General features: G+C 59.5%; 12 protein-coding genes and 1 tRNA gene. 7 read left to right on the top strand and 6 right to left on the bottom strand.

The annotated features are described in order from the left end of the window. Positions 1 to 209: 209 nt before the first annotated feature. Positions 210 to 647 (bottom strand): hypothetical protein, encoded by a 438-nt coding sequence (locus tag ACX80D_RS00375; RefSeq protein ID WP_459320554.1) that lies wholly within the window; start codon positions 645 to 647, stop codon positions 210 to 212. 172 nt (positions 648 to 819) lie between these two features. Continuing rightward, positions 820 to 892, bottom strand: a tRNA-Lys gene (locus ACX80D_RS00370). A 203-nt stretch (positions 893 to 1,095) separates the two neighbouring features. On the opposite strand from ACX80D_RS00370, the gene ACX80D_RS00365 reads away from it, so the two are divergent. The 3 genes from ACX80D_RS00365 (at position 1,096) to ACX80D_RS00355 (ending at position 3,592) form a co-directional block, all read left to right on the top strand. Then, positions 1,096 to 1,743, top strand: a complete 648-nt coding sequence (locus ACX80D_RS00365; RefSeq protein ID WP_459320553.1) for a hypothetical protein — start codon at positions 1,096 to 1,098, stop codon at positions 1,741 to 1,743. Between the two features lie 218 nt (positions 1,744 to 1,961). After that, positions 1,962 to 2,579: a DUF47 domain-containing protein gene (locus ACX80D_RS00360; RefSeq protein ID WP_459320552.1), complete on the top strand. Its 618-nt coding sequence runs from the start codon at positions 1,962 to 1,964 to the stop codon at positions 2,577 to 2,579. A gap of 2 nt (positions 2,580 to 2,581) precedes the next feature. After that, complete coding sequence (locus ACX80D_RS00355; protein ID WP_459320551.1) at positions 2,582 to 3,592, top strand: inorganic phosphate transporter; 1,011 nt, start codon at positions 2,582 to 2,584, stop codon at positions 3,590 to 3,592. Between the two features lie 371 nt (positions 3,593 to 3,963). Here ACX80D_RS00355 and pstB read toward each other — a convergent pair whose 3' ends face one another. The 4 genes from pstB to pstS are packed head-to-tail and all read right to left on the bottom strand — an operon-like array spanning position 3,964 to position 7,972. Continuing rightward, positions 3,964 to 4,743: a phosphate ABC transporter ATP-binding protein PstB gene (gene pstB, locus ACX80D_RS00350; RefSeq protein WP_459320550.1), complete on the bottom strand. Its 780-nt coding sequence runs from the start codon at positions 4,741 to 4,743 to the stop codon at positions 3,964 to 3,966. Between the two features lie 24 nt (positions 4,744 to 4,767). Continuing rightward, positions 4,768 to 5,874: a phosphate ABC transporter permease PstA gene (gene pstA, locus ACX80D_RS00345; RefSeq protein WP_459320549.1), complete on the bottom strand. Its 1,107-nt coding sequence runs from the start codon at positions 5,872 to 5,874 to the stop codon at positions 4,768 to 4,770. Beyond that, positions 5,874 to 6,821: a phosphate ABC transporter permease subunit PstC gene (gene pstC, locus ACX80D_RS00340; protein ID WP_459320548.1), complete on the bottom strand. Its 948-nt coding sequence runs from the start codon at positions 6,819 to 6,821 to the stop codon at positions 5,874 to 5,876. Before pstC ends, pstA begins: the two co-directional genes overlap by 1 nt. Positions 6,822 to 6,856: 35 nt before the next feature. Further along, on the bottom strand, positions 6,857 to 7,972 hold the full coding sequence (gene pstS, locus ACX80D_RS00335) for a phosphate ABC transporter substrate-binding protein PstS (protein ID WP_459320547.1): 1,116 nt from the start codon (positions 7,970 to 7,972) through the stop codon (positions 6,857 to 6,859). Between the two features lie 337 nt (positions 7,973 to 8,309). Between pstS and ACX80D_RS00330 the strand changes: the two genes are divergently transcribed. The 4 genes from ACX80D_RS00330 (at position 8,310) to radA (ending at position 13,212) form a co-directional block, all read left to right on the top strand. Further along, positions 8,310 to 9,965: an MDR family MFS transporter gene (locus ACX80D_RS00330; RefSeq protein ID WP_459320885.1), complete on the top strand. Its 1,656-nt coding sequence runs from the start codon at positions 8,310 to 8,312 to the stop codon at positions 9,963 to 9,965. Beyond that, positions 9,962 to 10,471 carry a MarR family winged helix-turn-helix transcriptional regulator gene (locus ACX80D_RS00325; RefSeq protein ID WP_459320546.1) on the top strand — a complete coding sequence of 170 codons (510 nt, stop codon included), beginning with the start codon at positions 9,962 to 9,964 and terminating at the stop codon, positions 10,469 to 10,471. The genes ACX80D_RS00330 and ACX80D_RS00325 overlap by 4 nt, the downstream gene beginning before the upstream one ends. 105 nt (positions 10,472 to 10,576) lie before the next feature. Continuing rightward, positions 10,577 to 11,710 carry an FUSC family protein gene (locus tag ACX80D_RS00320; RefSeq protein WP_459320545.1) on the top strand — a complete coding sequence of 378 codons (1,134 nt, stop codon included), beginning with the start codon at positions 10,577 to 10,579 and terminating at the stop codon, positions 11,708 to 11,710. Positions 11,711 to 11,820: 110 nt separating this feature from the next. After that, positions 11,821 to 13,212 (top strand): DNA repair protein RadA, encoded by a 1,392-nt coding sequence (gene radA / locus ACX80D_RS00315; protein ID WP_459320544.1) that lies wholly within the window; start codon positions 11,821 to 11,823, stop codon positions 13,210 to 13,212. Positions 13,213 to 13,271 lie beyond the last annotated feature (59 nt).

Here is a 13,271-nt window from a genome sequence, read left to right as displayed (position 1 = left end):
ACTTCGAATGCGGCTCAAGGCGCTGGTGTTACTCCCGCGTCTTCCTCATCTTCCCAGCCCAAAAACTTGGAACAGCCGCCTCCGTGGCGTACAGGTATGGGTCGATCCAACGTCACGGCGTGTGAAGAAGTTGTTCAGGAAGAATTGACTCTGGGCCGGAATGGCCCTGCCTGAAGCCGTCGGGGCGAGGAAACACACAGATTGTGGGCCTATTTTCGCCTGAAGGCACCCTTGAAGGTATCTAGGCTGTCTTTGAGGGTGTCTGCAACGTAGGCAACACCCGGAATTGTCCGGTCCCGGTCGTAGTCGAACGATGCAGGTCCGTTGAGGAGAGTTGAAATATTGTTCGCCCAGTTTTTTGCTTCTTTTTTGGTGACGAATCCAAACGAATCCTGCCCCTTCAGGAAGTAGACGTCCAACTTTTGGCCAGATGCGAGTGCCTGCGACTTGCCATCAATATTCTTGATCGTGTTCAGCGGAAAGTATTCAGTGCCCTTAGTATTTCCCAACATCCCTTTCGAAATCAGGATGATGTTCTTATTGCTCAGAATCAGCTCGTCGGTGTATCCGGAGATCTTGCCACCGTGAAGAACCTTCTCACTCTTCAAAACCACATATTCATCAGGTCCTAAATTCAGGTTCGCCATCTTTATCCTCTTCTAAGGTGGACCGACGGCACCTACCTGGCACCATCAGCTATCAGCTAAATATAGCGGCACCCGCGAAACGGCAGAGAAAACAAAAAATGCTGCTGCCTGACGGTTACGACATGGTTTAATCCACATCATTTCCGTCAAACAGCAGCATTTTTCAAGTCGGTGGGCCCTGCGGGGCTCGAACCCGCGACCCACGGATTAAAAGTCCGATGCTCTACCAACTGAGCTAAAGGCCCGACCTAACGGCAACCAGCACAGCAATGTTTCCATCTCTGCAAAAGTTGACGCATATCAGACTACCGCACAGCACGCACCAGAATGCAATCGCAACACGAATAGCTCCCGACAGCAGGCATGAGAATTAGCGCCAGCGATAGTTTGCTGGTCCGCGCACCCCCTTCTCTCGACCCGGCCGGGCGGCGAGGGGTAGTGTCGTGTCATGAATGATCGACCAGCCACCAACGCCCCCCGCCCGCACAAGCCGGTGCCGTTCTCACCTGCAGACTTTGAGAATTACGCCGGTGGCATCGATCCGGCCCGAGTCTCTGAAGCGGCGCACCTAGCTGCCCGCGCCCTCGTCAGCGGTGGACGCGAAAGCAACGATCCGGCCGTCACCAAGCGTCTCGTCAAACTGGCGGATAAGCAGGGCCTAGAAGCCATCGCTGAATTGTGGGCGGCCAGCCCCGCCCGCTCACTACCCGGCGCCCTGTGGCGTCTCTACGCACTGCGGGCCGCAACATTGCAAGATCCCGAAGGTATCAGCGTGTTCTTCCGCGCCGGACAGCAGCGAGCCCAAGTGGCCAACGCCGTAGCTGGAGTTGCCGAGCCCCCCGGAGCTGAAGAAATCACTGTCATGGCGGATGCCATCCTTTCGGGTGCGTTCGACGGCGACTTCGACGTTGCGCTTGACCGATCCGCGGCATTTTGCCGAGTCGTGGCATTGGGCCAGGCCACCCTTGCTGCTGAACGTGAAGCCGCCCACACCGAGCATGCCTCGGCGCTGACCAAAAAAGCCCACCAACTGGTGCGAACTGCAGAAGATCTCGAGGGCGCTGCCACCTCGTGGCGCAAGGGTGAATTGGACTAAACTCCTCCCCAAAATTGCCCCCGGTTAGCGCTGCGGTTGACAGCTGGGACAGGACGTAGAAGACTGAAGGCGGTGTCGAACCGTGGAACCCCCGGGCTCCATTTTTATAGCCGCCTAGAGCGGCCTAGTGCCGAGAGGCGCTCCCGGTTCGGCACCACTTTTTTGCCCTAAAGATACCCGGATTTTCCCTGTCAATCCGCTACAACAAAGGTCTCGCCGTGAAGTTGCGACTTTTCCCCCAAGAGACTGCAGGGTTGCAGGCACTGGCCCAAATGTCAGACCAGATCTTGGCTGGTACCCAAACCCTGGCAGAGCTGTTGGGTGCAGGCCGGTCTGGCTTCGGCCCTTTGACAGAATCTCTACGCAAGCAGGAAGCGGAATCAACTGCAAACTTCGCCACTCTCCTGACGACCATGCGTACCAGCTTCATCAACCCGCTCCCCCGCGAGGATCTCTACACGCTGGGCCAGCTCTTGAATGAAACCAGTGAGTTTCTTACCGGCGCAGGTGAACTGATCGGGCTCTACGTCCTTGACCGCATTCCCACCCGCATGAGCGATCAGTTGGAAATCCTCGCCCGTCAGGCGGAGCTGACCTCCACGGCAATGAAGTCACTCAACGATCTAGACAGCCTTGAGGACTATTGGCTGGAGGTGCTGCGGCTAGCAAAACGAGCCGATCACACCCACCGAGTGGTCGTCGCAGAATTACTGGAGTCCCACAGCGCCACAACGTTTACAAAATATCGCAGCCTCTCTGACCAATTGGCAGCAGCCAGCCGTCAAATGCGCACAGTCGCCACCCAGGTGGGCAGCATCATCGTCAAGGAATCCTGAGATTGATCGCGTTCCTGCTCGGTGCCGTGGTCGTCTCGGCCGCAGTCTTTGCGTTTCTGAACGGTTTCCGCGATGCCTCGGCCGCCGTCGCTCTTTCGGTGCGAACCCGGGCCTTGACGGCTAATGTGGCGGTGCTGCTGGCTGCTCTGTTTAACTGTTTGGGCGCACTGGCCAGCGTGGTCCTCACAAGCATTTTTGCGGACAAACTTTTTATCGTCCCCGAGGGCAAGGACGGGCTGATCCTTCTCCTAGCGGCCCTCATTTCCGCCTCCTTGTGGGGTATTTTCCTGTGGTGGCGCGGGTTTCCGTCATCATCGACGCATGCACTGATCAGTTCCTTGATAGGCGCCTCATTGGGCTCGGCCTTTATCGGGCACCGCACCCTTGACGGCATCAATGTCACCATGTGGTCCCTGGTGCTACTACCCCTGATCCTGTCGCCGATGGTGGCGTTTATCCTGGGTTTCGCCGCCGTGTACCCCTCGTCTTGGATGGCCCGGAATATGGCCCCGAACCGAGTCAACCGGCGTGCTCGACAACTTCAGTCAGTGGCGGGGGCAGCAGTGGCTTTTGGGCACGGGTTGCAGGATGGCCAGCGCACCACAGCGGTGGTCTTGTTGGCACTCGTGGCGGCCGGCACGATTGGGTCTGGCGAATTGCCGCTGTGGGTGCCGATTTTCACTGCGGTGCTGCTTGCCGTGGGGACCTTGTTTGGGGGCTGGCGCATCTCCTACACCCTCGGCCACCGCCTGGTGCGAATCGATCCCTTGCGCGGCTCCGTAGCCCAGATGCTTGGTGCCGGGCTGCTTTTCATTGGTGCGATTGTGCTGCACATGCCACTGTCAACCACACACGCGGTCACCGCAGCTATTGCGGGAGCCGGAGCGAATCAGCGTTTCGCTGCCACGAACGGGCGGGTTTTACTCCGCATCGCCAGCGCCTGGATCGCCACCCCTGTGGTTTGCGTGGCTCTGGGAGTGCTGTTCTTCCTGGCCCTCTCGCCACTGGGGTAAGCGCCGAGGTTTGCCTCACTCGCGGTTTCTCACCCGTGTCCCCGATACGCGGTCTTCCTTATGCGCTGAACTCGCTCCGTATCTGGCGCACAAGCTAGCATGCGCCAGACCCGCGGTCAGTCCAGCACATAAAGACACCCGAAATTCAACATGCGCCGAACCCGCGGTCAGCCCAGCGCATGAGAACACACGAAATTCAGTATGCGCCGAACCCGCGGTCAGCCCGGCGCATAAGGACACACGCGGTGGCAGCCAACGCTATATTGCCCTAAACAAGTACGACGCCGACCCTCACCGCACAGGTGAGGGTCGGCGTCGTAGATGGGAGGAGCTCAAACGCCCGTGTGCCCCCAAGCGGGACGAAACGCTTGTTATCCGAAGCGACCGGAGACGTAATCTTCGGTGGACTTCTCCGACGGGTTGTTGAAGATGGTGGCCGTGTCGGCGTACTCAATGAGCTTGCCGGGCTTACCGGTGCCGGCAATGTTGAAGAATGCGGTCTTGTCGGACACGCGGGCGGCCTGCTGCATATTGTGCGTCACGATGACCACTGTGTACTCGTCCTTGAGCTCATTGATGAGGTCCTCGATGGCGAGCGTGGAAATGGGGTCCAGGGCGGAGCAGGGCTCATCCATCAGGATCACGTCCGGGGATACGGCGATGGCGCGCGCAATGCACAGGCGCTGCTGCTGTCCACCGGAGAGGCCGGAGCCGGGCTTCTCGAGGCGGTCCTTGACCTCGTTCCACAGGTTGGCGCCACGGAGGGACTTCTCGACGAGAATATCGGCGTCGGACTTCGGCATACGTCGGCTGTTGAGCTTGACGCCGGCCAGCACGTTGTCGCGGATGCTCATGGTGGGGAACGGGTTGGGGCGCTGGAAGACCATCCCGATCTGGCTTCGGACCGTCACCGGGTCAACACCTTCGCCGTACAGGTTGTCGCCGTCGAGCAGGACCTTACCCTCGACGCGGGCACCGGGGATGACCTCGTGCATGCGGTTCAGGGTGCGCAAGAAGGTGGACTTGCCACAACCTGACGGGCCAATGAAGGCCGTGACGGACTTTGCTTCGATGGTGATGTTGACGTCTTCAACGGCGCGGAAGTCGCTGTAGTAAACGTTCAGATCGCTAACGTCAATGCGTTTTGACATGGTGGGTATTCCGTTCAGAAGAATTTAGCGGCCGGTCTTCGGCGCAAAGATGCGCGCGACCAGGCGGGCACCAAGGTTGAGAAGCATGACAAGGATGATCAACAGCAGGGCTGCGGCCCAGGCACGCTGAGTTGAGGGGTCAGCGTTCGACGGCGAGGTGGGCGTCATGATCTGAGTGTAGATAAAAGTGGGAAGCGAGGACATCCACCCAGCAAAAACATTCATATTGATGCTGCTGGCGAATCCTGCGGTAACTAGCAACGGGGCTGTCTCACCAATCACGCGAGCAATGGCCAAGGTGACGCCGGAGGCAATGCCGGAGATCGCCGTGGGAATGACCACCTTTGCGATGGTCCGCCACTTGCGCACACCCAGCGCGTAAGCGGCCTCGCGCAGCTCATTGGGGACAATCTTGAGCATTTCCTCGCTGGAGCGCACCACAACGGGGATCATCAGCACTGACAGTGCGACGGCGGCCACGAACCCGGTCTTGGTACCTGGCCCCATGATCAGGGCAAAGAAGGCTGCTGCGAACAAGCCGGCGACGATGGAGGGAATGCCCGTCATAACGTCGACCAGGAAGGTGATGACCTTGGAGAACTTGTTATCTGCACCGTATTCCACCAAGTAAATGGCGGTCATCAGGCCCACTGGTACTGAAATAAGAGTGGCCCAGAGAGTGATCAACACGGAGCCAACCAGCGCATGGTAGATGCCACCGACAACGGGTGTGCCATTTGCAACGGAGGCGTTGTCGACGGTGCCAGTCACACCGTTCATGGAACTGCTGAGGAATCCGGGGGCCAGCAGGCCGGGGACGCCATTGACTAGAACGGTCCAGATCACTGACACCAGCGGGAGCAAGGCGATCAGGAAGGCTCCGTAAACCAAGGAGGTAGCCAGCTTGTCGACAGCCTTGCGGCGGCCTTCAACCAGGGCTGAGCTGATGACGTTGCCTGTTGCAAACAAGACAGCTGAGAGTACGCCCCACCCAAAGGTGTTGAAGCCGATGAGTGCCATGAGCGCGGCGGCGATAATGATGGCCGCCGCTGCAATCACATACGGGGTGTAGCGCGGCAGACGGCCGCGGGTGAGGGCGGACCGTTTGCGTTCGGTCATGAGCGTGGCCATTAGTTGGCTCCCGAGAATTCTTTGTGTCGGTTGATGATCCCGCGGGCCACCATGTTGACCACCAGCGTGATGAGGAAGAGCACCAGACCGGCGGCGATGAGTTCATGCATGCGCAATCCGAACGCCTCAGGGAAATTGAGGGCAATTTCGGCGGCGATGGTTTGGTTACCGGAGCGGATCAAAGATGCGATCAGCGGTCCGGAGGAAAGCACCAGTGCCACCGCCATGGTCTCACCAAGGGCACGGCCAAGGCCCAACATGACGGCGCTGATAATGCCGCCACGGGCGAAGGGGAGAACAGCCATACGGATCATTTCCCACCGGGTTGCCCCTAATGCCAACGCCGCTTCTTGGTGCAGCATGGGTGCTTGCAGGAAAATCTCCCGAGTCAATGAGGCAATGATGGGAAGCACCATGACGGCCAAGACTATGCCCGCGGTCAAAATGGTCTTTCCAGTGCCAGAGGCAGGTCCGGCGAAAATGGGAATCCAGCCAGCATTTTCGGCCAGCCAGGCGTACGGCCCCTTGAGCGAGGAGGCCAGAAAGCTCGCACCCCAGGCACCGTAAATAACCGAGGGAATGGCAGCTAGCAGGTCCACCACATAGCCCAGAACACGAGCCAGATTGCGTGGAGCGTAATGCGAGATGAACAACGCCACCGCCACTCCGATGGGAGTAGCAATAAGCAAGGCGATCGTGGCGGCAATCAGGGTGCCAATGACAATCGGGAAGATGTAGGAGAAGAACCCCTCACCTCCGGTGATGTCCGCAGACGCCGCGCCAAAGGTCGGCAGTGCCTGAACAATGAGGAACAATGCCACGGCAAACAGCACGGCAACGATGAGCGCACCGGCGGCCAAAGCCGCACCGGAGAATACTTTATCTCCGATGCGGCCTGTCCCGGCATGCCCAGCTCCCGCTTTGGGTACGAGCTTTGTGGTGGACAATCTAGTACTTTCTATTGAAACTTAGTTGCTGATGCTTACTTGGCTACAGTAATGGAATCAATTGAAGCTTGGGCCTTTGCAGCCAATTCAGCTGACAGGGGCGCGCTCTTGGCGGCGTCTGCCGACTGCTTCTGACCCTCATCGCTCAGGACAAAGCTACCAAAAGCCTTGACCAGATCGGCGGTCTCCTGATCAGGGTAGGAAGCGCAGAAGAGACCGTAAGAAACAAGGATGGCCGGGTAGGCGCCATCAGCGGTCGTAGCACGGTCCAGCTTCAGCGAAAGGTCGTTGGCCGAGCGGCCCTCAACGACGGCTGCGGCGTCAACTGCTGCGGCGGCAGCTTCTGAGCTGACGGGAACGAATGACTCGCCAACCTTCAGCGCCACCTTGCCCAGGGCTTCGGTTACGGCTGAGTCATCAGCGTAGGTGACGGCGCCAGCGGTCTCGGTAACAGTCTTGACAACACCTGAGGTGCCCTTAGCGTTTTCACCCGGAAGTGCTGTGGGCCAGTCGCCTGACTTCTCGTCGGTCCAGACCGTGGAAGCAGCTGCTGCCAAGTAGTCGGTGAAGTTCTCGGTGGTGCCCGAGTTATCCGAGCGGTGCACGGGGGTGATGGCTAGGTCCGGCAGAGTAGCGTCCGGGTTGGCAGCCTTGATGGCGGCGTCGTTCCAGTTCTTGATGTCGCCGCGGAAGATCTTGGCGATGGTGTCGGCGTCGAGCTTGAGCTCCTTGACGCCTTCTACGTTGAACGCCACAGCGATCGGGGAAATGTACCAAGGGATGTTGATGGCGCCTTCGGGACCGCACTTTTCCTGGGCCGAGACCATTTCTTCGTCCTTCAAGTATGCGTCGGAGCCAGCAAACTGAACTGCGCCTGCAATGAGTGCCTTGCGGCCTGCGCCCGAGCCTTCGGGAGAGTACTGGATCTTGGCGTCGGAGTTCGTAGACTCGAAGCCAGCCTTCCAGGCGTCCATGGCTGCGGAGATGGAGCTGGCACCCGTTCCGGTCAAGGTGCCGGTAGCGGAGGGCCCGGCGTTAGCCGAGGTGCTGTCGCCAGCCGGAGTCACGACGTTGTCCGTGCCGCATGCTGAAAGTGCCAGTGCGCCGACGGTGAGTACTGCTGCCACGCGGCCAATGTGAAGTGCCTTCACGCTTTTACCTCTTCGATGGGTTGCATTGCCTGTTCATTACTCTTCGAGAATAGGAGGCTCAAGTGAAGCCATGGCCCCGCTTAGGTGAACGGAGGGTTAACGATTTAGGGATTCTGCGAAATCATGTGCGACGTCGGTCACTTTCCGGACATTTTGAGGCATGATCGCCCAGCCTGCCGATGTGAACTTGATTCAGCTCACACAAAAAGTAGTTGCTCAAGGACAACTACATATATATAGTTGATATCAATCAACCATTTACTCACTTTTTATGGAGCCTTTTTTGTCTCAGAAAATATCCACCGCAAAGGCAGCTCCCGCGCTGACCGCCTCGGGGATGACACACCGTCAGGTGATGCAATCCCTGACGGGCCTACTCATGGGCATGTTCGTCTCGATCCTCGCCGGAACTGTTGTCTCCACCTCACTTCCTGTCATCATTTCCGATCTCAATGGCAGCCAGACTTCTTACACCTGGGTGGTCACCGCCACGCTGCTGGCAACCACCATCTCCACCCCCATTTGGGGCAAACTCGCTGACTTGACCAACCGTAAGCTGCTCCTGCAACTGTCCTTGCTGATCTTCGTCATAGCGTCAGCCATTGCTGGCTTCTCACAAGACACCTCGATGCTTATCACCATGCGCGTATTCCAAGGTCTAGGTGCGGGTGGCTTGACGGCCTTGACTCAGATCGTCATGGCGGACATCATCTCTCCCCGCGAGCGCGGCAAGTACATGGGCCTCTTCGGCGCCGTCATGGCCCTGGGCACCGTGGGTGGCCCGCTCATTGGCGGCTTCATCACAGATGCCATCAACTGGCGCTGGAACTTCTTCGTAGCGCTGCCGTTCGCCGTCGTGGCCATCATTTTGATCCAAAAGACACTGCGCCTGCCGGTTCAGGCCAAGCGCAAGGTTTCCATTGACTACGCGGGCATCGTCCTTCTAACAGCGGGCGTCTCCCTACTACTGATCTGGGTAACGCTGGCTGGAAGCCAATTCGATTGGATCAGCACACCCAGCATCTTGATGGTTGTAGGCGCCGTTGTCGCCCTGCTCGCCTTCGTTTTCGTGGAACTCAAGTCCACCGAGCCGATCCTGCCGCTGACCATGTTCAAGAACAGCACCTTCACCTTGTCTGTGGTCGCCTCCATCTCGGTGGGCGTGTCCATGTTCGGCACCTCGGTCTTCTTGGCCCAGTACATGCAGCTGGCCCGTGGCGCCAATGCCACCCAGTCAGGCCTGATGACCATCCCCATGATGGCCGGCCTGCTGATCATCTCCACCATTGCCGGCGCCATGATCTCCAAGCACGGTAAGTGGAAGGCCATCATGGTGACAGGTTCAATCCTGCAGCTCGTGGGCCTGTTCACCCTGAGCACCATTCACTACGACACCAACTTCGTGCTGGTTTCGGTCTACATGTTCATCCTTGGCGCTGGCTTGGGCATGGTCATGCAGAACCTGGTGCTGATCGTCCAGAACGCCGTGACCCCGAAGGAAATCGGCGTGGCAAGCTCCGGCGTTGCGTTCTTCCGTTCCTTGGGCGGCACCATCGGTGTTTCGGTCCTTGGTGCCCTAATGGCTACTAAGGTCGCTGAGCTATTGGCCGGCAAATCCGCTGAGCTTCAGGCAACCATCGCCGGACTTGGCGAAAAGGGCAAGGACATTGCCGCGGCCCTGGCCAGCGGCAACATCCCGGCCGTGCACAGCCTGCCTGAATCCGTACGCGTCATTATCGAATCGGCCTACGGGGATGCCGTGGGACATGTCTTCCTCATCGCTGCACCCTTGAGCATTCTGACAATCCTGGCCATTGTGTTCCTGCCCAACTTGGAGCTGAGTAGCCAGACCCGTGAAGAGCGTGCCAAGAGCGACGCCGAGGCAGCCACCACGGTCTCTCTCGTACAGGAAGCCGAGCAGGTACTGGTCGATGTTAGCGAAGCGTCCGTGGCCATCACCCCAAACACTGAAGATCTCACGGTGCGCAAGTGAGCACCCCCAGCGAGCCAAGTGACCCCCCGCGTACTGAATCCACCAGCCCAGCCACCACAGAAGTAGCCGAAGAAAACATGGCTGAGGCCGTCAAGTCGGCCCAGCAGCAAATTGGAACGATGCTGGTCCGAGCCAGGAAGAGCATTGCCACCCGGGCCGCAATCATCCATCCCGAACTCAAGCCAATGGGTTTTTCGGCCATGATGGTGCTTTCGCATCGCGGCCCCGTGCATCAGCTAACCCTGGCTCAAGTACTGGACGCCGACAAGGCCGTGGTCAGCCGCATACTGAAACAGATGGAAGCGCTGGAACTGATTACCCGTACGCCAGATCCCGACGACGGGCGGGCGATGATTGTGGCACTGACCCCAGCCGCACACGAACGCTTCGAATTGGCACAGGAGGCGACCCGCCAAAAACTCTTCGATCGGCTGTCCCAGTGGGAAGTGAGTGAGGTCCGTCAGTTCGCAAGCGTTCTGGCACGCTTCAACGAGGATCTGGAGTAGTCACGCCAACTACGGGCATCCAGTTCTAATCTAAAGAGCGGCCTCCCCGGTAGCAGCACATAGCCGCTACCGGGGAGGCCGCTTTTCGCGCATAGACTAGGCACCATGCCAGAGTCAGCCCAGGCACCGTCAACCCGCTCTGCCGAAACAGTCCTTTTTCTGAAGCGGCGCGCCCGCTTGGGCCTGCGCCGGAGCGCCAACTCTGTCCTTCCAGCTTTGGTTATTGCCATCTGCGCCGTGTCTGCATACTACTTCTCGGAGTTGGTGCTGGGTCACCAAGGGCCCCTATTTGCCGCTACCAGCGCCATTGTCGCGTTGGGATTCTCGCGGGATCCGCGCCTGCGGCGAGTGCTGGAAGTCGGATTGGGCTGCACCTTGGGCATCGCCGTGGGCGATCTCTTGCTGCATTGGCTCGGTGCCGGGATTTGGCAGGCACTCCTAGTGCTTTTCTTGTCCATTCTGTTGGCGAGGTTCCTGGATAGCGGCGCCATTTTCACCACCCAGCTGGCCCTGCAATCTCTCCTTGTCGTGCTGCTTCCCATTCCGGCCGGCGGGCCCTTTACGCGCAGCATCGACGCTATTGTGGGCGGCTGCTTCGCCTTGGCCGCCACATTCCTCCTGCCCCGAGACCCGCGCCGTGAACCCAAGGATGATCTCAAGGAAGTCCTCAGCGAGCTCTCCCTCGTCCTGCGAGAGTGCGCCTCGGCGGTTTCCTACAACGACTCCACCACCGCATGGCATGCCCTGGTCCGTGCCCGTGGCCAGCAAACCCGCATTGACGCCATGCGTCAGGGTCTACACGGTTCCGTCGAAATTGCCCGACTCTCCCCCATGTACCGCCGCCACCGCGATGAAGTCGAGGGCCTGGCGAAGCTGATGGTGCGGGTGGATTACGCCATGCGTTCAAGCCGGGTCCTGGCCCGGCGGCTGGCAAGTGTCATCAACAATGCGGCGCTGTCCGACACCGGATCCATGCATCTGGCCGATATTCTCAGCGAGACCGCTTCCGCGGTGGATGAGCTGGGCGCAGCCCTCTCTGACACGAAGTCCCGTTCAACGCTGAGTCACGCCCGGGATGCGCTAGCCGATATCGCCAGCCGCCTGCACCCCACCGCACTGGAAATCACGCGCATGGAGGGCGAGACGGTGGTGTTGCTATTCCGCACCCTCATGGTGGATCTGTTGGAGGCTGCAGATATGGAGCCTTCTGAGGCCCGCTCCGTGCTGCCAGATCTGTAGCCTTTCCGGAAAGTTCGACGCCGGACACCTCACCCATGTGCCCCGTCGCGCCCAGGGCGCCCCCTAGTATCCAGCAGCCCGGTGTCGGTACCCGGCAGTAGGGTGGAACCATGGCTACAAAGAACGCAAAAACAAACTCGGGGCAGAACTTCCGCTGCACAGAATGCGGCTGGACAGCCGTCAAATGGGTGGGGCGCTGTGGTGAATGCCAGGCCTGGGGCACCTTGGAAGAGATCGGCACTGTCACCGTCAGGACCACCGCTGCCACTACTGTGGTGCGACCGGCACAGCTGATCTCGGAGGTCGACGCGTCCCAAGCCGCCCACAATCTAACGGGCATACCCGAACTGGACCGCGTCCTGGGTGGCGGCATGGTGCCCGGTGCTGTCATCTTGCTGGCAGGGGAACCCGGCGTCGGCAAGTCCACGCTGTTGCTGGATGTGGCCGCAAAGTTTGCTCGTAATGACCACGGCCAGGCACCGCAGAAGGTGCTGTATTTGACGGGTGAAGAATCAGCGGCTCAGGTCAAGTTGCGGGCCGAGCGCATTGGCGCCGTGGCGGACACCCTGTATCTAGGCGCCGAGACGGACCTTGGCACCGCGCTGGGTCAGGTTGAATCTGTGCAGCCGGCCTTGCTAATCGTGGATTCGGTGCAAACATTCAGTAGCGCCATGGTGGACGGCGCGGCTGGTGGGGTCTCGCAGGTTCGAGAGGTGGCGGCTTCTCTCATCGCCGCCGCCAAGCGCCTCAACATGACCACACTCCTCGTAGGTCATGTGACCAAGGACGGTTCCATCGCCGGGCCCCGTCTACTGGAGCATTTAGTGGACGTAGTCTGCCAGTTTGACGGCGAACGCCACTCCCGCCTGCGTCTGTTGCGTGCCGTGAAGAATCGGTACGGGCAAACCGATGAGGTGGGCTGCTTCGACTTGACGGACACCGGCATCGAGGGGCTGGCCGATCCCAGCGGTCTTTTCACTTCCCGTACCTCACAACCCGTTTCCGGAACCTGCATCACCGTCACTATGGAAGGGCGCCGGCCCTTGCTCGCCGAAGTGCAGGCACTATTGACGCCGGCTCTGGGCTCACAGCCACGGCGCACGGTCAGCGGTTTGGACTCCACCCGGGTCGGTATGCTTTTAGCCGTCCTCCAGCAGCGGGCCGGGTTGCGCTTGGACGCTGACGACAGTTTTGTCGCCACGGTGGGCGGAGCTCGGCTGAGTGAACCGGCTATGGATCTGGCGGTGGCGCTTTCCATCGTTTCTGCCAAGACCAACAAGATTGTCCACCCCAAGATGGTTGCCTTTGGTGAGGTGGGGCTGGCTGGCGAGGTGCGGCCGGTACCGGGGATTAATCAGCGTATCCAGGAGGCCAGCCGTTTGGGTTACACGCACGCGCTGGTGCCGCAAAGTACCGCCGGTCCTGGCCCCATACCCCCGGATTTTACGGTGAAGGAGATCGAGCACATTGCCGAGGCAACGGAGCTGCTACTGCACCTTTAGGAGCTTTAGGACTCTCAATGACACGGATCGGTCAAGATGCGCGCGTCCGGAGGCTCTGT

This window comes from Arthrobacter sp. Sr24 (assembly GCF_054511175.1).
This window is presented reverse-complemented; position numbering and strand designations above follow the sequence as displayed.

Coding starts and splice junctions, on each gene's coding strand:
- pstB (WP_459320550.1), bottom strand. CDS start 4,743: ATGTCAAAACGCATTGACGTTAGCGATCTGAACGTTTACTACAGCGAC.
- ACX80D_RS00375 (WP_459320554.1), bottom strand. CDS start 647: ATGGCGAACCTGAATTTAGGACCTGATGAATATGTGGTTTTGAAGAGT.
- ACX80D_RS00365 (WP_459320553.1), top strand. CDS start 1,096: ATGAATGATCGACCAGCCACCAACGCCCCCCGCCCGCACAAGCCGGTG.
- pstA (WP_459320549.1), bottom strand. CDS start 5,874: ATGGCCACGCTCATGACCGAACGCAAACGGTCCGCCCTCACCCGCGGC.
- ACX80D_RS00330 (WP_459320885.1), top strand. CDS start 8,310: ATGACACACCGTCAGGTGATGCAATCCCTGACGGGCCTACTCATGGGC.
- radA (WP_459320544.1), top strand. CDS start 11,821: ATGGCTACAAAGAACGCAAAAACAAACTCGGGGCAGAACTTCCGCTGC.
- ACX80D_RS00320 (WP_459320545.1), top strand. CDS start 10,577: ATGCCAGAGTCAGCCCAGGCACCGTCAACCCGCTCTGCCGAAACAGTC.